Genomic DNA, 22,560 nt, shown 5'->3' with positions numbered 1-22,560 from the left:
TGCAATAATGAACGAGGAATTGAAGAAGAGCATAGCGGCCAGCATCGAAAACACGCGGTTCGACATTTTGCAGATGATCGAGCTGGGACGACAGCTTATCGACCATCCCGATGAAATCCATCACGGGCCGGTGGTATCCATGGGGGTGCCGAAGGATACGCTGCCCAAATGGAACGATATCCAGATTCTGACAGCGCAACTCCATAAAAAACCATTAATGGATGATGCGCCGGTGGATACTCAGCTAGTGATCGGTCCGCGTGCCCAACAACCCCTGGTTCTGGATATCCCGCTGCTGGTTGGCGATATGAGTTATGGCGCCCTGTCGAAAAGGGCCAAGCAGGCATTATCAAAGGGGGCTGATCTGGCCGGCACGGCGATCTGTTCAGGTGAGGGCGGCATTCTGGGGGATGAACTCGAGCTGAATCAGAGTTATATGTTCGAACTGGGGAGCGCGCGCAACGGCCTGAAGAAAAACAACGACTTGAGTCAGTTCGCGAAGGATTTTAAAGGCAAAGTCAAGGCGTTTCACTTCAAGGGCGGGCAGGCGGCCAAGACCGGCACCGGCGGGCATTTGCCGGGAGGCAAGGTTACGGAGGAGATTGCCAAAGCACGCCGGATTGAAGTCGGCAAGGATGCGATCTCCCCATCCACCTTTGCCGATTTCCACACACCCCGCGATTTTGCTGATTTTGCCGATCAGATCCGCGACCAGATGGGCGGCATTCCGATTGGTTTCAAGATAAGCGCAAACCATATCGAGGATGACATGCGCTTCGCGCTCGATGCCGGGGCCGATTACATCATTCTAGACGGGCGAGGTGGCAGTACCGGCGCTGCGCCGGCGATTTTCCGGGATCATATTTCAGTGCCAACGATCGCCGCGTTGGCGCGGGCGAGAAAATTTCTCGACGCCGCCGGCCATGGAAAAGGTACAAAGAATAGCGTGACCCTAATCATTGCCGGCGGTTTGCGCATTCCTTCTGATTTCATCAAGGCGTTAGCCTTGGGGGCCGACGGAATCGCGCTGGCCAACAGTGCGCTGCAGGCAATTGGCTGTACCGGTGCGCGCATCTGCTACTCCGGCGATTGCCCGGCCGGCATAGCAACTCATGCCCAGCACCTGGTCAACAAGATCGACATCGACGCCAGGGCGCGTGATCTGGCGCTGTTTTTCACCGGCAGCGTGCACCTGATGAAGATCATGACAAGAGCCTGCGGCCACCATTCCCTGGGGGAATTTAGCCGGGATGATATTTGCACCTGGAAAGCCGAAATGTCCAGATTGGCTGGAATTTCCTATGCCGGCGTCAATCCTCAAATCTCTGATCGTTGGAACTGATGCAATCCTTGCGCTGGACGGAACCTGTCGTCTGCTCGATATATCTATGACGTGGTCGTGGAAATGAAATATATTACTTTCATGATCGAGCTGTCAGGGCAATAACGAATTCCGGTTCCTCACACATGGCTAAATCCAAATCCACTTATTCCTGCACCGAATGCGGCGGCCAGACCTTGAAGTGGCAGGGCCAGTGCCCACATTGTCAGGCATGGAACACGCTGGTCGAGGCGGTGAGCGAAAAGGTGGCAGCGCGATTCACTCCCGTCTCGGAAAGCAGGGAAGTTCAGAGCTTGAGCGAAGTGGAAGCGGAAGAAGACCAGCGTTATTCCACAGGTTTGATCGAGTTTGACCGAGTGCTCGGCGGGGGCCTCGTGCAGGGTGGGGTGGTATTGCTGGGCGGCGACCCGGGCATCGGCAAATCCACGCTGTTGCTCCAGGCGTTATGCAATATGTCTTTGCTGCCGCTCGCAAGAAACGTATTGTACGTGAGCGGTGAAGAGTCGGCCAGGCAGGTGGCGATGCGCGCAAAACGGATGGGGGTCGATGCAAAGGCGTTGCATTTACTGGCTGAAATTCGCCTGGAGCGGATCCAGGAAGTGCTGGCCGAACGCAAGCCTGATGTGGCCGTCATCGATTCCATCCAGACAGTTTATTCCGACGCGCTACAGTCCGCACCCGGTTCTGTCGCCCAGGTACGTGAGTGCGCAGCACAATTGACCCGGCTCGCCAAGGCCAGCGGTACCAGCATGATTCTGGTGGGCCATGTGACGAAGGAGGGGGCATTGGCCGGGCCGCGCGTACTGGAGCACATGGTGGATACGGTGCTCTATTTTGAAGGTGACACGCATTCGAGTTTTCGCCTGATCCGCGCCTTCAAAAACCGGTTTGGCGCAGTGAATGAACTGGGCGTTTTTGCGATGACTGAAAAGGGTTTGCGGGAGGTGAGCAACCCTTCGGCCCTGTTTCTTTCTCATCACGGCGGGCAGGTCCCGGGCTCCTGCATCATGGTGACACAGGAAGGTACCCGACCGCTTCTCGTTGAAATCCAGGCCCTGGTGGATGAAGCGCACTCGCCTAACGCGAGAAGGTTGAGCGTTGGACTGGAGCAGAACAGGCTTGCCATGCTGCTGGCGGTTTTGCACCGCCACGCAGGCATCGCCTGCTTCGATCAGGATGTGTTCGTGAACGCCGTGGGGGGCGTAAAAATTACCGAACCAGGTGCCGATCTGGCGGTATTGCTGGCAATCGTTTCCTCGCTCAAGAATCGGCCGCTGCCGGAAAAAACGGTGGTGTTTGGGGAAGTGGGTTTGGCGGGAGAAGTGCGCCCCGTCCAGCGTGGCCTGGAAAGATTGAGAGAAGCCGCCAAGCTGGGTTTTGTGCAGGCTATCGTACCCAAGGCCAATAAACCGAAAGCAGCGCCTTCCGGCATCGAAATCATTGCGGTGGAACGAGTGGAGGAGGCGGTTGCAGGAACGCGATGAAAAACCTCACGGGAAGATTCGCTTTCAGGAATATCTGTTACTTACCAACGACTGCTGCAGGGCAGCCCCCATCTCTATAAACAAGTAAAACACCAGAGCCTTGACGCTGTAGAGATAAAAGGTCTTCGTGGCCAAATGGAGAGCCCTGCCGAGACTTCCAGTCGACAATTTGTGCCGTTACTTGTGGATTAGAAGGTTTCACATTTCGAGATTCACTTCAATCTTTGACATGCAACTGGGAATCCTTCATTCTTTTCAAGTCCTCGATTATTTCAACAGAATTGCGCGAAGCGCTGGCTGATAAATAAATTTTAGCGATCCTGCCTTCAGGATCAATGAGGTAGGTATTGCGTTTGGCCAGGCCGATGAGGCTCCATATCGAATCGTAACGCTTGGCAGTCTCGCCTTTGCTGTCTGCCAAAAGCGGAAAGGGAAGGTCATATTTTTTGGCAAAGTTGGCATGGCTTGCGCTATCGTCCACGCTTACCCCGATAACTTCCGCGCCCAGATTCCTCAATTGGTGAATGTCATCACGGAATTTACATGCTTGCTTGGTACACCCGGGTGTATTGTCCTTAATATAGAAATACAATGCCAGCCATTTGCCGTGGTAATCCGAGAGCTTGTGGTTTTTGCCATTTTGATCGGGAAGATTGAAATCCGGCGCTGCCTCGCCGACCTTAAGAGGCTCGGCAAGTACGCCACGGCTTCCAAAAGTCATAATAAGAGTTACTAACGTTGCAAGTACTCCCAGCACTTTCATGATTTCTCCTTGATATTCAAATCGATCTGGCAAATCGGCATCGCATGATGTTCTTGCGTGCGGGTTGAAACACTTGTTCTCATACCAGGTCTTCTCTTTTCATGTTGCATGCACCCTATTATGGTTCACTTCCTTATTTGCATGCAAAGACCTTCAGTTGAGTTTGGACGAGTAATTGAATAATAAATTCAAATTATGGATACTGGCTATACTTTCAGTTGGCATGTTGTTGATTGCAGCAATTGTTCCACCCATTCCGCAGCCCCCGTCATACCACCATTTCGCCGATAGCCGTGACTGTTTCGGCATTCCAAACTGTTTTAACGTAATCTCCAATCTCGCCTTTCTCTTCGTGGGAGTCGCAGGTCTGGTATTTTTGTTGTCCTCCCGAAGCTCGCTTGCCGCCAAGGCCTTTACCCTGCCATCCGAACGCTGGCCTTTCGTGATTTTGTTCCTGAGCGTGGCGCTGGTATGCTTCGGTTCAGCCTACTACCATCTGGCTCCTGACAACGATCGCCTGATATGGGACCGATTACCCATTGCAATCGGCATCATGGCGCTGCTGGCAGCAACGCTCAACGACCGGGTCGGTCCAAAAGCAGGGACACGCCTTTTGCCTGTCCTGATTGCGATCGGAGCGGGTACCGTACTGAACTGGTATTGGAGCGAGCAGCGCGGAGAGGGCAATCTGAACTTTTACGTAGTCGTGCAGTTCTATTCGTTGCTGGTCATCATTCTCCTGGGTGTTTTTTTCCGCTCGCGTTATACCCGAGGAGGGGACATCTACGCTGCGCTGGGGCTTTATGCCCTTGGCAAAGTTGCGGAATTCACAGACCGGCCGATTTATGCTCTCGGACACGCAATCAGTGGACACAGCGTAAAGCATCTGCTTGCTGCTTGTGCTATCTACTGGGTTTTACGCATGCTGAGGAAACGTGAACCTTTACAGGGAACAATGGAGGAAGCAGCGCCTTGTTCTTCCGGCCTTCCCTGACGATCTGGTTAAAGTCTGGTTAAAGGAAAGAAGGAGAATGAAGTGCACCTTATAGAAGCTTACGAACGGATGGGTGGGGAAGCAGTCATCCGCCGCTTGGTAGACCGTTTTTATGACCTGATGGATGAGGATCCCGACTATTACGGCATACGCAAGCTTCATCCGCAGGACTTGACCAGTTCCCGGGAGAAATTGTTCATGTTCCTCTCGGGTTGGACCGGGGGACCGACACTTTATACCGACAAGTATGGCGATCCCCGACTGCGCAGCCGCCATATGCCTTTTCCTATCGGCGCTGCAGAGCGGGATCAGTGGTTGGGCTGCATGTATCGAGCAATGGTGGATATCGAGCTGGATGAGGCCTTGCGCAAGAAGCTCGCGATGGCGTTCGATCAGACCGCGGACTTCATGCGCAACCAGCCGGAATAAAATTGATGAGGGATTGCGTGAATAGCGGGACAGGGAAATTCCCGCTGCTTTCCCTCCCGCTGGTCCTTCAGAACATGGATGAAACGCCTACTTCCCCCTGAAATAAGCGCTGGAAGCGGTCGTGTTTCCCAATGAATCACGCCTGCCATTCCCTCCGCTGCCGGCTCTGGAGGCTCTGGTACTGCTCGCTGTATTACCCCATGTATCTCGATTACCGGCAGGTGAACGACTCTGCCCGGCCTTCCAGTCTCCATCGGACCTATAAGCGTTGCTCCGGTGCGGGACATCACTGGACCAGGTACGGCTGCGTTTATGGGCGACACTAGTCGTGCTTCTAGGCTGTACACCCCCGCCAGGGCGGGGTTTAACGCGTGGTTCCAGGCCGGGAACGACATGCGAAGCAATGCGGTGGCCGGTAAAGCGTTCGATTTTTTTCAGATGGATTCCATCCTTGCTGGAAGCGAATGAAACCGCAATTCCTGACGCGCCAGCGCGTCCTGTCCGCCCGATGCGATGCACATAATCTTCGGCAAATTTCGGCAGATCAAAATTGATGACGTGGGTAATTCCCGCCACATCGATTCCCCGCGCGGCTACATCGGTTGCCACCAGCACTCTTATGCCGCCCTGGCGCAGCTTTACGAGAGTACGGTTGCGGTCGCGCTGGCTCATGTCCCCGTGCAAGGCGGCTGCCGTATGACCCTGGGCGGAAAGACTGTCGGCGAGCATATCCGCATCACGTTTGGTGGCGGTAAAAACGATGGCTTGTTTGAGCGCTATATCCTGAAGCAGGTGGTCCAGCAACTGGTTTTTGTGGGAAATGTCGTCCACGTAATGCAGCCGTTGTTCGATATTGTTCAACTGGGCCTTGGAGGTGGCTACCTGGATGCGCTTCGGCGAATTCAGCAGACGCGCAGCCACATTATCCATTGGACCATCCAGAGTGGCTGAAAACAGCAAGGTCTGGCGGGTTGCAGGGGTGGCCGATACGATTCGCTCAACATCCTCTATGAAGCCCATGTCGAGCATGCGGTCGGCCTCGTCCAGCACCAGCATTTCCAGGCGCGAAAAATCAATCCGCCCCCGTTGGATGTGGTCGACCAGCCGACCTGGAGTGGCCACAAGAATATCGACCATCTGCGAGAGCAGTTTGTTCTGCAGCGGGTAAGGCATACCACCAAGTATGCTCACCACTTTCGCCCGCGGTAGGTACTTCCCATATTTGGCAGTGGCTTCGGATACCTGGAGCGCAAGTTCCCGCGTTGGCGTCAATACCAGCACACGGGGGCCGCGGCTACGTACCTCGGAAGGAGAAGCCAGCCGATGCAGAGCGGGCAACATGAAAGCAGCAGTTTTGCCGGTGCCGGTCTGGGCTGATGCCATGACATCATGGCCCGCCAGCAATTCGGGAATGGCTTGTTCCTGAATGGGGGTAGGCGAGGTATAGCCCGCATCATTGATGGCTTTAAGAATGAGCGGATGGAGATTCAAACTTTCAAAAGACACGTTGTTTTTTCCTGTTGAATGAAAAGTGTGCATCCTCGTAAAAATCCGGTTTCCGTGCCTCAGTCTCCATTTGAAAGAATCTCTAGGAGAGTTACGACAAAATTGTCGAGTTCTGCACAGGGATGTTTCCATCCCATTTTGCGTCTGAGTCAGATGACCTGAATTGATTCTTGGATGCGCTCTCAAGCGCGCAAGCAGGACGTATCCCGAAAACGGACGGGCTGTTGGTCGGCCAGCGCACATACATGAGAAACCGCTTGAGCAACACATAAAGGGTTGATCAAGAGTTCCAAACATCGCCGCTAACCACGGTGCCGCCAATTTCCTCTGGAAACTTGAAAATCGAAGAAGCTCTGAAACGGTCAGGAACGATGGACCGAGAAAAGCCGTGATGCTATTAGGGCTTTTCGTCGAAGCGCGGAGTATACAGGAAACTGGGGCCTGTATAGAAATTTTTTATGTGGATAAATGCATACGCGGCTTGATTGAGATGCCTATCTGGAATGGACCCTGTAGGTTGGAATGGACCCTGTAGGTCTGTTCCAGATAGGCAATCAATCATGCAAAGTCAGCATTCGAAGCCTACATTTTCTCCAGGACTTTGTCGCTTTCCGGAGGAGTAGTCTCGGTGCGAGGAAGCACGGGCCTGGCAGTGATCTGCCGTTTCAGGTTCTCTATCTCGGGTTCATTCAACGTTTCGGCCTGAAGCAGTTCCTCCGCCGTACGATCGAGCAGCGCGCGGTTGTTTTCCAATATCTCTATCGCCCGCTCCAGCGCGCCATCGACGAGCGCACGCACAGTGTTATCAACCGTGTTTGCCGTATCTTCGCTATAGTCCCGGCTTTGCGGCATGGGAATGCCGGGTTGCAGAAACTGCGAGCGTTCGCGGTCATACGCAACATTACCGATCGCTTCGGTCATTCCATAGCGTAGCACCATGGCACGGGCGAGGTCGGTCGCGCGGACGATGTCATCCGATGCGCCCGTCGATATTTCATTGAATACCACACGCTCGGCCGCTCGTCCGCCCATCATCACCGCCATTTTGTTTTCCAGTTCTGCCCGGGTCATCAGAAACCGGTCTTCGGTCGGTCGCTGCACTGTATAGCCGAGCGCGCCTATTCCACGCGGGATAATAGAAACCTTGTGTACCGCATCGGTTCCCGGCAAGGCGAGCGCCACCATGGCGTGCCCCAGTTCATGAAACGCGACCACGCGCCGCTCTTCCGGATTGAGTAGACGGTTGCGCTTCTCAAGGCCGGCTACCACCCGCAAAATGGCGTTATTGAAATCTCCCATTGTCACGGCGGCGCCATTCCTGCGGGTGGCAAGCAGAGCAGCTTCGTTGACCAGGTTGGCGAGATCGGCGCCCGTAAACCCCGGCGTCAAAGCTGCGACCTGCTCTTTTTTTACGTCAGGATCGAGCTTCACCTTTTTCAGATGTACGGCAAGAATCTGCTCTCGTCCCAGTTTGTCCGGCCGATCCACCAGCACCTGGCGGTCAAATCGCCCCGCCCGCAGCAGGGCGGGGTCGAGGATTTCGGGCCGGTTGGTCGCTGCGAGCAGCACCACGCCACTTTTAGGATCGAAACCATCAAGCTCGGCCAGCAGTTGATTCAGCGTCTGCTCCTTCTCGTCATGACCCCCAAGCCCATAGGCGCCCCGGGCTCGTCCAAGCGAATCCAGTTCATCGATAAAGATGATGGCAGGCGCCATCTGGCGCGCCTGTTCAAACAGGTCGCGCACCCGGGCGGCCCCAACCCCGACAAACATCTCTACGAACTCGGAACCGGAGATCGAGAAGAATGGAACATTCGCTTCGCCTGCTACAGCACGGGCCAGTAGCGTCTTGCCCGTACCCGGCGGACCCACCAGCAGGATACCCTTGGGTACCCGCCCGCCCAGGCGGCTGTATCCCGCAGGATCTTTCAGGAAATTGATGACTTCTTCCAGCTCTTCCTTGGCTTCATCCACTCCGGCCACGTCTGCGAAAGTCACCTTGGTTTCTTTCTCCACGAAAACTTTGGCGCGGCTCTTGCCGATCGACATCAGCCCGCCGCTCATGCCGCCTGGATTCATGCGGCGGATGATAAACAGCCATATTCCGAAAAAAATCGCCATCGGCAATAGCCACGACAGCAGATCGCGCATCCAGGTGCTCTGAATCACGCCCGTATACGTCACGTGATGTTGATCGAGCTTATCGGCCAGCTCGGGCTCCACCCGCGTGGTCACGAAATCCTTTAACCCATCGGCACCTTCCCCTTTCAGGGTGCCATAAATATGATTTTCGGTGATGGCTATCTCCGCAATCTTGTCCTCGTCCAGCAGGGTATGAAAGCGGCTGTAAGGGATGGGCTCGACCTTGGTATAGCGGGCATACATGCTTTGTATGAGCAGAATGCCGAGTACCGCAATAATGACGTACCAGAAGTTGAGCTGGGTTTTTTTGTCCATGGGAAGTTGGGGCTTTTTATCCTTTTTATCCATTAGATATCCTTACTCTCGTACTGTTATATTCGTAGACAGTCAAATGCCTGACTTTGTTCAGCATAGTATACGGACGCTGTAGCGCACGGACGCTGTAGCGCAAGGCGCCGTACGCAGGTTAGGTAGGCCACCCGGCTGTTTAGACTATGGCGGGAGAGAGCTTGCCAAGCAAAGGCTTGACGCGACCGCACCGATGCGCTTTACTCAGGAAAATTGCTTATATCGCTGGTCTGCTATTCTTTGATTCTGGCGGTCTGCTTGCGGATACAAAGATTTTTACCTTATCCCGCAGGTTTACAGGCAAAGCCTGCCTTTCATTCGCCGGCTTCCGGTAGTGTTTATACAGCCCTTCTCGCATTTGTCCGTCTTGAAATTCTTGTTTTCTCTTCTGGCAGATAAAGCGTGTCTTTATCTCGGCGTGATCATTTTGCTCATGCTGAGTAACGGCACGGTCGAAGCGGGTCTCTTCGGGGGACTCTTCGGAGACGATGCTCCATCCCCCTCCATCAGGCTTTCCGCTCCGGAACCCGTGGCGGATCTGCTGAAGACATACTTCCGTCTGCCGACGGAGCCTCTGGAAGACGAAACCGCGCGCGCCACTTTCATGCGGCGCGCCCAGCGGGAAATCAGCGAACTGCTCGCCACCGAAGGTTATTTCATGCCCAGGATAACATTGCATCTCTCCACATCCGGCGAGGTACTACCGCAATTGGAAGTCGCACCCGGACCGCGAACAGTGGTTGCCGAGGTCCATATCGAGTTCAAGGGGGATCTGGGTGTTGATGAGCCTGTACGGCGCGCACGAATTGAAAAGCTGCGATCTGCCTGGTCCCTCAGGGAAGGCCAGCCCTTTCGCTCCCCTGCCTGGGAAGAGGCCAAATCGGTATTGCTATCCAGTGTCGCGGGAGAGGATTATGTCGCAGCGCAGATCGAGGAAAGCAAGGCGGAGATAGACCCTGATTCTTCGCAGGCGCGATTAATGGTGATAGTGAACTCCGGGCCGGCATTCCGCTTTGGCGATCTCGACATAAAAGGGCTTAATCGCTATGAACCCTCACTCATAAGCGGCCTTGCACCATTTAAACCGGGGGACCTTTATCGTCGTGATCAATTACTCTCCTTCCAGACGAAATTGCAGAATCTGCCTCAATTCAGTTCCGCGGCTGTCAATATTCAACCTGACGAAGCAACGCATCAGGCGGCGCCGGTAGAGGTAGTGCTATCAGAGGCGAAATCGAAGAGGGTAGGGTTCGGTGCAGGTTACAGTTCCAATACGGGTGCGCGTGGCGAGGTCACTTACACGAATAACGATTTTCTGAATAACGCTTTGAGACTGAACAGTGGATTGCGTATCGAACAGAAACGCCAGAGCTTGACGGGCTCAATCGACAGCGTGGCGGATGCGTCGGGAACATGGTTTTCCCTGGGGGCGTCGGCGGATAGGACCTTCATCCAGCAACTGGAAACCATACGCCAGAAAGTCGGTGTCAGTCGCAACCAACTCTTCGACAAGACTGAAACCAGACTTTCATTGAACTGGCAGCGGGAAAATCGGGAGCCAGAAGGGGGCCTGGAGCAGATCAACCAGACCTTGGTGCTGGATGGCTATCTGCGCTATCGTTCCGTGGATAACCCGTTATTCCCCAGGGATGGCAGTGTTTCAGAATTACGCATAGGAGGCGGTAAGCGGGAACTGCTGTCCGATCAGGATTTCTTGCGGACTTATGCAAGACATCAGTTCTGGTATCCGGTGGGCAAGCGCGACGTGCTGCTTCTGCGGGGCGAGGTGGGGTACACCTTTGCTCCTTCACGCTTCGGCATTCCCCAGGAATATCTCTTCAGGGCAGGCGGTATTCAATCCGTTCGCGGATACGCTTTCCAGCGTTTAGGCGTGCGGGAAGGCAGCGCCGTGGTCGGAGGCAGGGTGATGTTCACGGGATCGATTGAATATAATCATTGGCTTACGCGTAACTGGGGGGCTGCCATCTTTACCGATGTGGGGGATGCAGCCGATACCATAGGCGGGCTGAACCCGGCTGTCGGATACGGTGGAGGAATACGATGGCGCAGTCCTGTGGGGCCACTGGCGGTGGATGTTGCCCGCGGGCAGCGGGACGGAAAACTCCGTTTTCATTTTTCGATTGCCGTGGCGTTCTGACAGCGCATGAAGCCTCCAAGCGAACAGCGAATCCGGCATGTCTTCCCAAGCTTCCGCTGGTGGCAGTGGTTGCTGCTGGCGGCGATCTTCATTCTCCTTGCGGTCGCTGGCTCCACTCTGTGGGTGGTCACAAGCAACTCGGGCCTCGTCTGGCTCGGGTCGACCCTGTCTCGCCTGAGCGCGGACAGCATTTCTTTTGAAGGACTGGAAGGAAAACTATCCCGATCCTTCAGCGTCCGGCGCGTGCGCTTTTCCGGGGAAAACCTGCTTATCGTCGCACGGGACGTGCAACTGGATTGGGAACCCGGTGCATTGCGGTCAGGCCACCTGAAAATCATCGCCTTGACAGCGGGAGAAGTGGAAGTGGTTTCACCCCCTTCCCCGGAACCGGCAACACAACCGGATAACCTGGAATTGCCCTTATCACTGGAGGTGCGCAAGTTCGAGATCGGCGTCCTCCGTGTGATGCGCGAAAAAGAGGGTGCCCCGGTTTTTCGGGCGCTGAATCTTGCCGTGAAATTGACAAGTGACGGGCACATACATCAGATTCCGGAACTGCGCGCCATGCTCGACTATGGGCGCCTGACCGCATCCGCTCAACTGGAAGGCGTGAAGCCTTTTCCTCTGGAAGGCCACCTAACCCTGGCAGGGATTGCCGTTCCCAAAGTGCAACAACCACCCGGTACGGGGAAGCCGGAAGCACGCATTTATGCCACCCTTGGTGGAGATCTGGCACAGATCGACGTGAAAATCGAGGGGCAGGGCGCCGGGCTGTCAGGGGAGGGAGATGCGCAATTACGTCCCTTTGCCCCGTTCGCGGTGGCGGGCCTGCGGTTGTCACTGAGCGGTCTGGATCCTCATGTTTTTTCTGCTACGGCCCCTCAGGCCAAGCTTGATTTGCAGGCGGATTTGAATGAAAAAATGGCGGGCCAACTCGAAGGTACCCTGACCGTCAAAAACAGCAAGCCTGCTGCCCTGGATACGGGCGGTCTCCCGGTGCTCGAAGCACGCGCGGATCCCGTGTTGTCGGCGGAACTGCTCCAGCTTCATGATTTGAAACTGCTGCTGCCGGGCGGCGGGTCGATCATGGGTGATATCGTATGGCAACTCAAGCAGGCAAGCGGATCGGCGGACTTCCGCATCCGGCAGGTTAACATGGCCAGGCTGGATACGCGCGTGCGTCCTACAAATGTCAGTGGATCGCTGAGACTCAGCGGGGATGCGAAGAGTCAGCAGGGAATATTGGCGCTTCATGACCGGAAGCTGAGTGCAGGTACTCATGTGACACTGGCAGACGATGTGCTGACACTGGAAAAAGTACGGCTCAGCCATGGGCAATCCATGTTTACCGGTCAGGCCAGGATGGAGTTGAACGGGCAGCGGGAGTTTGACCTGGCGGGCAGCTTGCGGCGCTTCGATATCTCCGCGTTTTTGCAGGCGCCTCGAACCGATCTCAACGCGACCCTCAAACTGGCGGGTAAGCTAGGCTCTGCCGGGACTCGCGGGGAGGCGCGGGAGTCCGGCCGGAAAGTTTCAGAACCGGCGGGTATAGGCCAGTTTGCAATCTCCAACAGCCACGTTGCGGAACACCCAGTATCAGGCAATGGCCGTATCGAGTTTTCAGGGCTCGGCCGGGCTAAAGGAGAGGTTGAACTGCACTTTGGTACGAACCAGCTTCGGGCGCACGGCGGCTATGGGCGGCCAGGCGACCAATTACAGCTTGAACTGAATGCCCCTGCGCTGGCGCAAATCGGATACGGACTTGCCGGCTCACTCATGGCGAAGGCAATAATGGGAAGCGGTTCCGCCAGTTTTATCGAGAAGCCGCTTGAATTGCCGGATATAAACTTTTCCGCCACCGGAAAGGGCGTCAAGATTCCGGATGAACATTATCTGGGTAATTTCACTGCCGATGGCAGGTTGCACGGCGATGCGATCGCGTTAAAGATTCTGGCTGCGGATTACCGGCTTCAGGCAAATCCGCGTCTGCAACAACTCAGTGTGGAAGTGGGGGGCAATACTTCACAACACGAGATCCAGGTTTCTGCCCAGTTGGTCGATGATCAGAGCTTGTCCCTCCGCAGCAGAGGCGGTCTCGCCAAAACGGGGGGGAAGTGGCGGGATGCCGAGTGGGCGGGGGAACTGGTGGAGTTGTCCGGGTCCGGCCGAGTTCCATTCAGCCTCAAAAATACCTCTCCCGTGCGGATTGGCTCAAGCCACGCATCACTCGGCTTATCGAATATCGGCATTGCGGGAGGCGAGGTCCAGATTCGCGAAATCGACTGGAGTCCTGAAAGGTGGAGCACAAAGGGGCATTTTTCGGGGATTGGGCTGCGTCCCGGGACTGGAGGAAAAAAGTCTGAGGAGGCTGCGGGGGGTGTGGCGGCAGTGAAGGCCGTAAAGACTGCAACGACTGTACGGGCAAACGAAAACGAAGGCACGGACGGGCGTAGGGTGTATGAAGCCGATCGGGGAGCGGGTCATGAAGCTCTCCGGTTGCACGGAGAATGGGATATTTCAGTCAGTAGTCAACTGAAGGGTTTTATTGACATCGAACGTGAGGGAGGTGACTGGGTATTGCCGGGCGAGCCGCCACTACCGCTGGGTCTGCAAATCCTCAAGTTGTCTACCCGAGCCACAGGCGGCCAACTGACCGCAGAACTCACTGCAAGAGGCAAGCGACTGGGCGAGGCGAACGCTCTTGTCTCCATGCCGCTGGCGAGATCAGCCGAGTCCGGGATGCACTGGACGATTTTGCAGGATGCCGCCCTCTCCGGCCATATCCTTGTCAAAATGCAGGATATTTCCTGGGCGGGCCCCGCCATTGACAGCAGCATCAAGACCGGCGGCGCAGTTGCATTGCAGGCGGATGTGATCGGGACGTTTGGCAAGCCGCGTCTGGAAGGAAAGATACAGGGAGATAATCTGGCGGTTGCCTCGCTGGAGCACGGGGTGCGGCTTGAACAGGGAAAGCTCGCCGCGCATTTTGACGAGGAGTCCCTTCACATGGACATCCTGGATTTCTCGGCGCCGCATTATTCACCTCCGCAGGACCCTCTGGTGCGGCACCTGGAACTCGCAAAAGGACCGGGTACTTTGCGGGCGTCGGGAGTCATGGATTTTACCGGAGAGCGCGGTAGTGTCGAAATTACCGCCAATCTTGTTCCGCTGGCTCAACGGCCTGACCGCTGGATTATTGCTTCGGGAAGCGGTAATGCCACGCTGGAACACAATATGCTCACCCTCAGAGGAAACCTCATGGCAAACGCGGGTATGCTGGCGCAGCCTACCGCGGGTCGTCCTCATTTGCCCGATGACGTGATTATCATCGGCCGGGACGAGCCGGATGGACAGCATTCCGAGCGCAGCGGATTGCGCATCGATGTTGAAGCTACCCTCGATCTGGGCCAGCGGTTCTACATTCATGCATCAGGACTGGAGGGCAGGCTTGCCGGACAATTGCACTTGAGGGGCGAGCCCGGACAGAAGCTACGCACTGTCGGCACCATTACCGCGCAGGATACGAAATTCGAGGCCTATGGGCAGGACCTGACTGTGGAGCGAGGCATCGTGAGTTTTCAAGGTTCGATCGACGATCCGGCACTGAACGTGCGTGCAGTACGCAAGGGGTTGGCGGTGGTGGCAGGAGTTGAAGTGACTGGCAGTGTGCGTCATCCCGTCATACGGCTGGTATCGACGCCGGCCGTGTCCGATCTGGAGAAGCTTTCGTGGATTACCCTGGGGCGGGCTCCGGGAGGCAAGGCAGACGCCTCATTATTGCTTGCCGCGGCCGGCTCCATTCTCGGCGGGCAATCCGGCGGTGTGACCGATAAAATAACCCGGGCACTGGGAGTAGACGAGCTATCGATCCGCCAGGCGGGAAGCGATCCCTTGACCGGACAAATCGGCACGATCGGCAAGCGCCTGTCGAAGGAGGCTTACATCAGCTACGAACAAGGCCTTGCCGCAGCGGCGGGTGTGACGAAGCTCACCTATGCGCTAACTCCCAAGATCACGTTAGTTGCCCGTGCGGGAATGGATAATGCGATCGATGTGCTTTATTCGCTCAGTTTCGATTGATTGAATCCGCGCCGAGTGTGCGAAAAAGACCGGGAATCAATCTGATTGCCGGATGAACAAACCTCGTATCCGCGTCATAAAAGAATACCTCCTGCTTATTCTTCAGTTGCCAATACCCGAACCGAAAAGCCCGGAGAATAATGCCTCCCCTTTCGCCTGACCCGCAGGCCTCCACTGGAAAAGCCTCGCTGTTCAGGATGAGTGTGTTACCGAACAGAGAGAGCGTGTTTTCGTCCTTAAAATTCGGGCTTCTGCTCTAATTCGAGCTGAGTGATTGATCCGGGATCAGAGGGACAGACTGATTGGAATGCAGTTTGTGTCTCCATTGAAAATCTCGTAGTCCTCGATCGCTGCGGCATCCAACATACTCTAGCTGGACGTGCAGACGCCGGCCTGTCGAAACAGGAAGTGCTCTCGTGTGAATGAGGTGCCTTCTTCTGTTTCATTACCGGCAGGCGCCTCGTGACCGGCTTCAATGAAAGGGGAGGAGTATGAAGAAGAGAATTGCTCTCATCAGTGAACACGCTTCACCCATTGCGGCAATAGGGGGTACGGACACCGGCGGACAAAATATCGCGGTGGCCGAACTGGCCCGGCATCTTGCCGCCCTCGGCTACGAAATCGACGTCTTTACCCGTTGGGACGACCGGCGAGTTCCAAAAATCCTCAACTGGCGGGATGGCATACGCATCGTGCATGTCGAAGCCGGGCCAGTCACGTTCATCCCCAAGGAAAAGCTGCTGCCTCATATGCCCGCCTTCACGCGGAACATCCTGCGGTTTATGAAGACGGAAAATAATCGCTACAAGCTCGTTCATGCCCATTTCTTCATGTCCGGGCTGGTGGCGGCGGATATCAAGCGGAAACTGGGCATTCCTTTCATCGTTACCTTTCACGCTCTTGCAAAAGTACGAAGGCTTCACCAGGGGGGGAATGACTGGTTCCCGGACGAGGGCTTTGCCATCGAGGAAAAGGTGATCGCAGAGGCTGACCAGATTGTTGCCTTGTGCCCGCAGGATCGCGACGATTTGATCCATCTCTATGAAGCTGATCCGGGAAAAATCACGGTTATTCCAAATGGATTCAGGCCGGATGAAATCTATCCTCTCGATAAGCTGTTCGCACGCATGGCGCTGAAGCTCGATCCTCAGGAAAAGATCATCCTGCAACTGGGGCGCATGGTGCGGCGAAAAGGTGTCGATAACGTCATAAAGGCGCTGGGCTACATGCGGCGCGAGCACAACTTCGAAGCGCGCCTCCTGATAGTGGGCGGGGAGTCGGATGAGCCCGATCCAAAAACAACGCCTGAAATCGGCCGCCTGCAAAAACTGGCTGAAGCAGAGGGTGCGGGCGATCTCGTGACGTTTGTCGGACGGCGGCCGCGCGACATGCTGCATTACTACTATAGCGCGTGCGACGTATTCACGACCACGCCCTGGTATGAACCGTTCGGCATCACCCCGCTTGAAGCTATGGCCTGCGGGACGCCCGTGATCGGTTCAAATGTCGGCGGCATTAAATCCACGGTCATGGACGGCAGGACGGGCTTTCTTGTGCCACCCAACGACCCCGCGTTGCTTGGCCGCCGCATCATAGAGCTTTTGAGCAGTAACAAGCTCATGACGTATTTCAAGGAAAACGCTATCCGCCATGTCAATCAGAATTACACATGGATGAAGGCAACGCATCTCACGGCCAACATGTACGAGCGGATTGCAACGCAGAGCCCGCTGCGGGCAGACGACGAAGAAGATTCCCTGTCGTACATCGACGACTCCTTCGGGTCATTGATAGAGACTATTGAAAAGTCCAGGCGGAAAATCCGCCTTGCCACCCTCGATTCGGCCCAGGCTATTTATCGATCGCTCGCTCGTGGCGGGAAGGTATTGGTTTGCGGCAATGGCGGAAGTGCCGCCGAAGCGCAACACTTTGCAGCCGAACTCATGGGGCGGTTTGAGGCGAACGGTCGCCGCGGCTTGCCCGCAATGGCACTCACTGCCGATACCGCCTTTGTGACTGCCTGGTCGAACGACTATACATTTGATGAGGTATTTGCCAGGCAGGTCGAAGCACACGGGCAGCCGGGAGATGTCCTGGTTGTCATCAGCTCGAGCGGGCAATCAGTAAACCTGGTCAAGGCGCTCCGGAGTGCGCGCCGGCGCGAGATGTTCTGCATCGGCCTGCTCGGCAAGGAAGGTGGACCTGCCAGCGAACTGACTGATGTCAGCATCATCGTTCCGTCAAACGAAACTTCACGCATCCAGGAAGTACAACTGCTTGTTCTCCACGTGCTGAGCCATCTGATCGAGCAGCAAATCGTGGTGGACGACCTGGATACCATTCAGATAACAGAAGAGTGGTCAATAAAGCACTTCCAGGTGCAGGGACTGGCTAAAAACGTTAATAAGAGGAAAATCAAGCATGAATCAACAAAGTGTGACTGACAAAGTCGTTATTGTCACTGGGGCGGGCCAAGGGTTGGGCGAGGCAATTGCGAATACGCTCGGCGCGGCAGGAGCGGTCGTCTGCGCCTGCGACATCAAGGCAGACAAGGTAAAAAACGTAGCCCAGGCCATTAACGATGAGGGCGGCACTGCTTATCCCTTCGTGCTGGATGTGCGCAACGCGGAGGATATCCGGCAGACTATCGATGACATCATGGCGGGACATGGGCGCATCGACATACTGATCAATAACGCCGGTACCGACATGACCCTCGGTATTGAAGATTTAAGCGTCACGGATTGGGACCGGGTGGTGGACGTCAACTTATGTGGTCCCTTCCTGTTGTCGAAAGCCGTCTATCCGCTCCTCAAGCGTCAGGGCAGGGGGCATATCGTCAACATTGCCTCGACAGCCGCGAAGCGGGTCTGGACCGAGGCAAGTGCCTACCACGCCAGCAAATGGGGTCTGCTCGGTTTCAGTCATGCGCTGCATGCGGAAGGACGCAGGGACAATATCAAGGTCACTGCGGTGATAGCAGGCGGAATGCGTACGCCTTTTATCATGGACAGGTTCCCCGATACCGATCCAAACGTTCTCCAGGATCCAAAAAACGTGGCCGACACCGTGCATTTTGTTCTCACACAGCCGGACGAGACGGTAATCCCGGAGGTAATGGTTCTTCCGATGCGGGAGACATCGTGGCCGTAGTGCCTGCGGAAACTGAAACCGGAAAGGCGGTGTTTATCGACAAGGATGGCACCCTTGTTCACGACGTGCCCTACAACGTCGATCCCCGGCATGTGCGGTTGATCGCGGGCGCGGGCGCAGCTCTCAGGAATATGAAAAATGCGGGCTATAAATTGATTGTCATTTCCAATCAATCCGGCATCGCCAGGGGCTTGTTCGAGGAAAAGGATTTGATTCCGGTTAACCGCTGCATCCAGTCCTTGCTTAGGGCATATGACGTTTTCATTGATGCTTTCTATTACTGCCCCCATGGTCTGGGCGACGGTTGCGCGTGCCGCAAGCCGATGCCGGGAATGATTTTAAAGGCTGCCAGGGATCATGATGTGGACCTGCAAGCCTCCTGGATGATCGGGGATATCCTGAATGACGTGGAAGCAGGAAATCGCGCTGCCTGCCATACGATTCATCTGGATAACGGTAGCGAGACGGAGTGGGTAAAGGGTAATTACCGTGAACCCATGTATTCGGTAATGGATTGGATGGAAGCGGCAGAGATTGTTTGTCAGGGCGTCATCAGCGATGCGACGGGCGGGGAGGTTGCACACTGCTGATGCCGGCAGTTTGCAAAATTGCTCCCTGAAATTGCTTTGACCATGTGTACCCGGTTACGAAGGGTGATACGTCCCAGTGAAAGGAGGCAGCATGAACAGCAGTTATCTTGCCACTATCGATCGCTTTAGCGGGTTAAATGTGCTGGTAATCGGCGACGCCATGCTCGATGTGTATCTCGACGGCTCGGCAAATCGTATCTGCAGGGAGGCGCCGGTTCCCATCGTGGATATCAGGGATGTCAAGGCGGTGCCGGGAGGGGCGGCTAATACGGCAGTGAACCTCGCGCAACTGGGGGCCAGGGTCCACTACCTTTCGGTTGTCGGATGTGATCACGAGGCCGAATTGCTGAAAGAATCGCTCGTCAGTCATAGCCTCGACATTTCCCTGGTTATCTGTGATCCCACCCGCCGCACGCTTACCAAACAGCGTGTAGCCGCGGGCGCCCAGCTGCTGGTGCGTTTCGACGCAGGCACGACGGAACAGGTATGCAACCAGCATGAACAGCAGATGATCGATACCCTGAACGAAAAATTTCATGAGATGGATGCTGTCGTTGTCTCCGATTATGGCTATGGCATTCTCACGGACCCGGTGATCGATGCTTTGCGTGTCTTGCAGAAAAAAAAGGAAAATACCCTGGTAATCGACGCGAAATCACTCGATAAATACAGCCGGCTTGGGGCGACTGTAGCCAAGCCGAACTATCAGGAACTCGTCACGCTGCTTGCCATCACGGAACCGGCACCTGTAGGCCAGCGTTCGGAGCAGATCAGGCTCCACGGACAAAAGCTGCTCAAAAAATCCGGAACGAAATATGTTGCGGCCACCATCGATGTCGAAGGCGCATTGCTGTTTCAGCACGGCAAGGAGCCTTATCGCACATTCTCCAAACCGGTAGAGAACACCAGGGCAGCCGGAGCAGGGGATACCTATGTCAGCGCGCTCACGCTGGCCCTTGCCAGTGGGGCTTCCATTGAAGTGGCGGGTGAGATTGCCAAGTCTGCGGCAATGGTGATACTGCAAAAATCCCACACTGCGACCTGCACGCAGAACGAACTGCGGCATTACCTGGGAAGCAGCAGTAAATATATTGCGGACTGGCAAGGCTTGAATAATCGCTTAGCTACGTTCAGAAAAGAAGGCAAGCGCATCGTGTTTACCAACGGGTGCTTTGACCTCCTTCATAGCGGGCATGTCAGCTATCTCGAGCAGGCGCGGGATCTGGGTGACATTCTGGTGCTAGGCCTCAATTCCGATGCCAGCATTAAACGCTTGAAAGGGAGCAACCGCCCAATTAACAACCTGTACGAGCGTATCCGCATACTGTCCGGGTTGGAGTCGGTGACATTCATGACGTCATTCGAGGAAGACACGCCAATCGATCTTCTGCAAGTCGTTCAGCCGGACTTGTATGTAAAAGGCGGCGACTATACGATCGAAACGCTTCCCGAAGCGCCGGTTGTCCGGGCATACGGCGGAAAAGTGGAAATCATGCCTTTTGTTCAGGACAGATCCACGACAAACATCATATCCAGGATCAAAAGTATGGACAAACAGGTTGCATAGGCCGGGAAACCAAAGTGTTTGCCGAAGCCTGGAAAAATTACAAGAACATATTATGTGTCCGCCCGGACAACATGGGCGACGTGCTGATGAGCCAACCGGCCATGCGGGCGCTCAAGGAATCGGTTCCAGGCAGAAAAATCACTCTGTTGACTTCCACCGCGGGAGCATGCATTGCCCCCTTCATTCCGGAAGTGGACGAAACGATTCGGTTCGATGTTCCTTGGGTAAAGACGACCGAAACCAATGGAGCGCGACGGTTGCTGGCGCTTGCCGGTGAATTGCAAGCCCTTCGGTTTGATGCCGCGGTAATCTTTACAGTCTATAGCCAGAACCCGTTGCCGGCTGGAATGTTGTGCTATCTGGCGGGTATCAAAAAGGTTCTGGGCTATTGTCGCGAGAATCCCTACCAGCTTATCAATCAGTGGGTACCGGACAGGGAGCCTCTGGACTACGTCGTCCACGAGGTCGAACGGCAGCTTCGCCTGGTCGAGATGGTCGGCGCGGAAACTTCCGATACAAGGCTCCTGCTGAAAATTCCGGAGGAGACGCGGAAAGAAGCAACGGACAGGATAGGGGGTATGTTAAATGCTGCTGGCATCCGGGAAGGTATGCGCTGGCTGGTGCTGCATGCCGGCGTCAGTGAAGAAAAGCGTCTCTACCCGGCCAGTGATTATATAACGGCCTGCCAGTCGCTCGTCAGGCAGGGCTATAAAATCCTGCTCACCGGCAGCGGCAGCGAGCGGGGTCATGTGGACCAGATCGCCCGCCAACTCGGGGTGGCTGCGGTGAATCTCGCTGGAGAGCTATCCATTGCAGAACTCATTATCCTGACCGAAGCGGCGCCCGTTCTGGTGTCGAATAATACCGGTCCTGTCCATATCGCCGCTGCCGTCGGCACCCCTGTCGTTGTGCTGTACGCGATGACCAATCCGCAGCATACGCCGTGGCAAGTGCCGAGCAAGGTGCTTTACTTCGAGGTGCCGCCGGAATTGAGGACAAAGAACCGGCTGCTTCAGTCTTTCCCCGGACCATCCACACCCAGGGCTTCGCCGGAGGCAATCGTGGCGGCTGTGGGTGAGCTTGTTTCCTCACGGAGAAAACTCAGGTCCGTCATTCCAGGCCTGACCACGGAAAGGCTGATCAAATCCAATGGCAGCCTGGAGGCATCAATAACAAGGGATACATGATGCGGGAAGACATTACCGTAGTCATTCCTTCCTACAACCGCCCCACGGCGCTGGCGGTAACGCTCACCGGGCTTTGTTTCCAGCAATACCGCGATTTCGCCGTCGTTATCTCCGATCAGAGTGATCTTCCCGTATACAGGGATGCCTCGGTGCAGACGGCAATCCGCCTGCTGGAAAAAAAAGGCCATGCGGTGCAGCAACTGACCAACCTGCCTCGCCGCGGCCTGGCGCAGCAACGGCAGTTCCTGCTGGATACGGTCGATTCGCCATACTGCCTTTACCTCGATGATGACATTCTGCTGGAGTCTTTCGTTCTGGGAAACATGCTGCTGGCGCACCAGGAAGAAGAAATCGGATTTGTCGGACAAGCGGTCATCGGGTTGTCGTACCGGGATGATCGCCGGCCTTGGGAGCAGGCGATCGAGCTATGGCACGGGCGCGTTGAGCCGGAGATCGTAACCCCGCAGCACGCAAGCTGGCAGCGTTACAGCTTGCACAATGCCGCCAATATCCTGCATGTGCAGGAAAAACTGAAGCTGACTCCCGACACGCAAAAGAAATACAAGATCGCCTGGGTAGGAGGCTGCGTGCTGTATGACTCGGAAAAGCTGCGGGAAACGGGTGGGTTTGAATTCTGGCAGGAGGTGCCGCAAGAACACGCGGGCGAGGACGTTCTTGCGCAGTTGAGAGTCATGAAGCACTACGGCGGCTGCGGCCTTATCCCCTCCGGCGCCTACCATCAGGAAGCACCGACCACCATAGTCAACAGAAAATTCGATATCCCGAAAGAACTGGCGTTATGAGCAGAGTTAAGACT

At 55.5% G+C, this 22,560-nt stretch carries 15 protein-coding genes; 12 read left to right on the top strand and 3 right to left on the bottom strand.

Annotation, left to right across the window (positions count from 1 at the left end; genetic code table 11):
* The first annotated feature begins 7 nt into the window (after positions 1-7).
* Entirely contained in the window at positions 8-1,342 is a 1,335-nt protein-coding gene (locus C8R21_RS10585) for an FMN-binding glutamate synthase family protein (RefSeq protein ID WP_107762664.1), read from the top strand.
* A gap of 125 nt (positions 1,343-1,467) precedes the next feature.
* Positions 1,468-2,826: a DNA repair protein RadA gene (radA, locus tag C8R21_RS10580; RefSeq protein WP_074972785.1), complete on the top strand. Its 1,359-nt coding sequence runs from the start codon at positions 1,468-1,470 to the stop codon at positions 2,824-2,826.
* 217 nt (positions 2,827-3,043) lie between these two features.
* On the opposite strand, the gene C8R21_RS10575 is transcribed toward radA, so the two are convergent.
* The gene (locus C8R21_RS10575) at positions 3,044-3,589 is read right to left on the bottom strand and encodes a peroxiredoxin (protein ID WP_107762663.1); all 546 of its coding nucleotides are present in this window, start codon (positions 3,587-3,589) and stop codon (positions 3,044-3,046) included.
* Between the two features lie 175 nt (positions 3,590-3,764).
* On the opposite strand from C8R21_RS10575, the gene C8R21_RS10570 reads away from it, so the two are divergent.
* Positions 3,765-4,583 carry a ceramidase domain-containing protein gene (locus C8R21_RS10570; protein WP_258192357.1) on the top strand — a complete coding sequence of 273 codons (819 nt, stop codon included), beginning with the start codon at positions 3,765-3,767 and terminating at the stop codon, positions 4,581-4,583.
* Between the two features lie 69 nt (positions 4,584-4,652).
* Positions 4,653-5,012 carry a group II truncated hemoglobin gene (locus C8R21_RS10565; RefSeq protein WP_074972777.1) on the top strand — a complete coding sequence of 120 codons (360 nt, stop codon included), beginning with the start codon at positions 4,653-4,655 and terminating at the stop codon, positions 5,010-5,012.
* An 87-nt stretch (positions 5,013-5,099) separates the two neighbouring features.
* On the opposite strand, the gene C8R21_RS10560 is transcribed toward C8R21_RS10565, so the two are convergent.
* Both C8R21_RS10560 and ftsH read right to left on the bottom strand, forming a co-directional pair.
* Positions 5,100-6,518 carry a DEAD/DEAH box helicase gene (locus C8R21_RS10560; RefSeq protein WP_107762685.1) on the bottom strand — a complete coding sequence of 473 codons (1,419 nt, stop codon included), beginning with the start codon at positions 6,516-6,518 and terminating at the stop codon, positions 5,100-5,102.
* 582 nt (positions 6,519-7,100) lie between these two features.
* The gene (gene ftsH / locus C8R21_RS10555; RefSeq protein WP_107762684.1) at positions 7,101-8,975 is read right to left on the bottom strand and encodes an ATP-dependent zinc metalloprotease FtsH; all 1,875 of its coding nucleotides are present in this window, start codon (positions 8,973-8,975) and stop codon (positions 7,101-7,103) included.
* Positions 8,976-9,375: 400 nt separating this feature from the next.
* Here ftsH and C8R21_RS10545 point away from each other — a divergent pair, with 400 nt between their 5' ends.
* The 8 genes from C8R21_RS10545 (at position 9,376) to C8R21_RS10505 (ending at position 22,546) form a co-directional block, all read left to right on the top strand.
* On the top strand, positions 9,376-11,166 hold the full coding sequence (locus tag C8R21_RS10545) for an autotransporter assembly complex protein TamA (RefSeq protein WP_258192356.1): 1,791 nt from the start codon (positions 9,376-9,378) through the stop codon (positions 11,164-11,166).
* Between the two features lie 6 nt (positions 11,167-11,172).
* Positions 11,173-15,246: a translocation/assembly module TamB domain-containing protein gene (locus tag C8R21_RS10540; protein WP_107762659.1), complete on the top strand. Its 4,074-nt coding sequence runs from the start codon at positions 11,173-11,175 to the stop codon at positions 15,244-15,246.
* Positions 15,247-15,737: 491 nt separating this feature from the next.
* Entirely contained in the window at positions 15,738-17,690 is a 1,953-nt protein-coding gene (locus tag C8R21_RS10530) for a glycosyltransferase (protein WP_107762657.1), read from the top strand.
* Positions 17,668-18,399, top strand: a complete 732-nt coding sequence (locus C8R21_RS10525; protein ID WP_107762656.1) for an SDR family oxidoreductase — start codon at positions 17,668-17,670, stop codon at positions 18,397-18,399. Before C8R21_RS10530 ends, C8R21_RS10525 begins: the two co-directional genes overlap by 23 nt.
* Complete coding sequence (locus tag C8R21_RS10520; RefSeq protein ID WP_258192355.1) at positions 18,390-18,989, top strand: D-glycero-alpha-D-manno-heptose-1,7-bisphosphate 7-phosphatase; 600 nt, start codon at positions 18,390-18,392, stop codon at positions 18,987-18,989. Before C8R21_RS10525 ends, C8R21_RS10520 begins: the two co-directional genes overlap by 10 nt.
* A 91-nt stretch (positions 18,990-19,080) precedes the next feature.
* On the top strand, positions 19,081-20,556 hold the full coding sequence (gene rfaE2, locus C8R21_RS10515) for a D-glycero-beta-D-manno-heptose 1-phosphate adenylyltransferase (RefSeq protein ID WP_107762655.1): 1,476 nt from the start codon (positions 19,081-19,083) through the stop codon (positions 20,554-20,556).
* Between the two features lie 14 nt (positions 20,557-20,570).
* The gene (locus C8R21_RS10510) at positions 20,571-21,743 is read left to right on the top strand and encodes a glycosyltransferase family 9 protein (protein WP_258192354.1); all 1,173 of its coding nucleotides are present in this window, start codon (positions 20,571-20,573) and stop codon (positions 21,741-21,743) included.
* On the top strand, positions 21,740-22,546 hold the full coding sequence (locus C8R21_RS10505; RefSeq protein ID WP_107762654.1) for a glycosyltransferase family 2 protein: 807 nt from the start codon (positions 21,740-21,742) through the stop codon (positions 22,544-22,546). Before C8R21_RS10510 ends, C8R21_RS10505 begins: the two co-directional genes overlap by 4 nt.
* Positions 22,547-22,560: the final 14 nt, after the last annotated feature.

It is taken from the genome of Nitrosospira multiformis, assembly GCF_003050865.1.
GTDB lineage: Bacteria > Pseudomonadota > Gammaproteobacteria > Burkholderiales > Nitrosomonadaceae > Nitrosospira > Nitrosospira multiformis_E.
Note: the sequence above shows the minus strand (reverse complement) of the source record. Positions and strands in the feature narration are given on the sequence as shown.

What these genes read in the sequence shown, in the direction of transcription:
- C8R21_RS10585 (WP_107762664.1), top strand. Translation starts at nt 8, where the DNA reads ATGAACGAGGAATTGAAGAAGAGCATAGCGGCCAGCATCGAAAACACG.
- ftsH (WP_107762684.1), bottom strand. Translation starts at nt 8,975, where the DNA reads ATGGACAAAAAAACCCAGCTCAACTTCTGGTACGTCATTATTGCGGTA.
- radA (WP_074972785.1), top strand. Translation starts at nt 1,468, where the DNA reads ATGGCTAAATCCAAATCCACTTATTCCTGCACCGAATGCGGCGGCCAG.
- C8R21_RS10575 (WP_107762663.1), bottom strand. Translation starts at nt 3,589, where the DNA reads ATGAAAGTGCTGGGAGTACTTGCAACGTTAGTAACTCTTATTATGACT.
- C8R21_RS10565 (WP_074972777.1), top strand. Translation starts at nt 4,653, where the DNA reads ATGGGTGGGGAAGCAGTCATCCGCCGCTTGGTAGACCGTTTTTATGAC.
- C8R21_RS10530 (WP_107762657.1), top strand. Translation starts at nt 15,738, where the DNA reads ATGAAGAAGAGAATTGCTCTCATCAGTGAACACGCTTCACCCATTGCG.
- C8R21_RS10525 (WP_107762656.1), top strand. Translation starts at nt 17,668, where the DNA reads ATGAATCAACAAAGTGTGACTGACAAAGTCGTTATTGTCACTGGGGCG.
- C8R21_RS10505 (WP_107762654.1), top strand. Translation starts at nt 21,740, where the DNA reads ATGATGCGGGAAGACATTACCGTAGTCATTCCTTCCTACAACCGCCCC.
- C8R21_RS10540 (WP_107762659.1), top strand. Translation starts at nt 11,173, where the DNA reads ATGAAGCCTCCAAGCGAACAGCGAATCCGGCATGTCTTCCCAAGCTTC.
- rfaE2 (WP_107762655.1), top strand. Translation starts at nt 19,081, where the DNA reads ATGAACAGCAGTTATCTTGCCACTATCGATCGCTTTAGCGGGTTAAAT.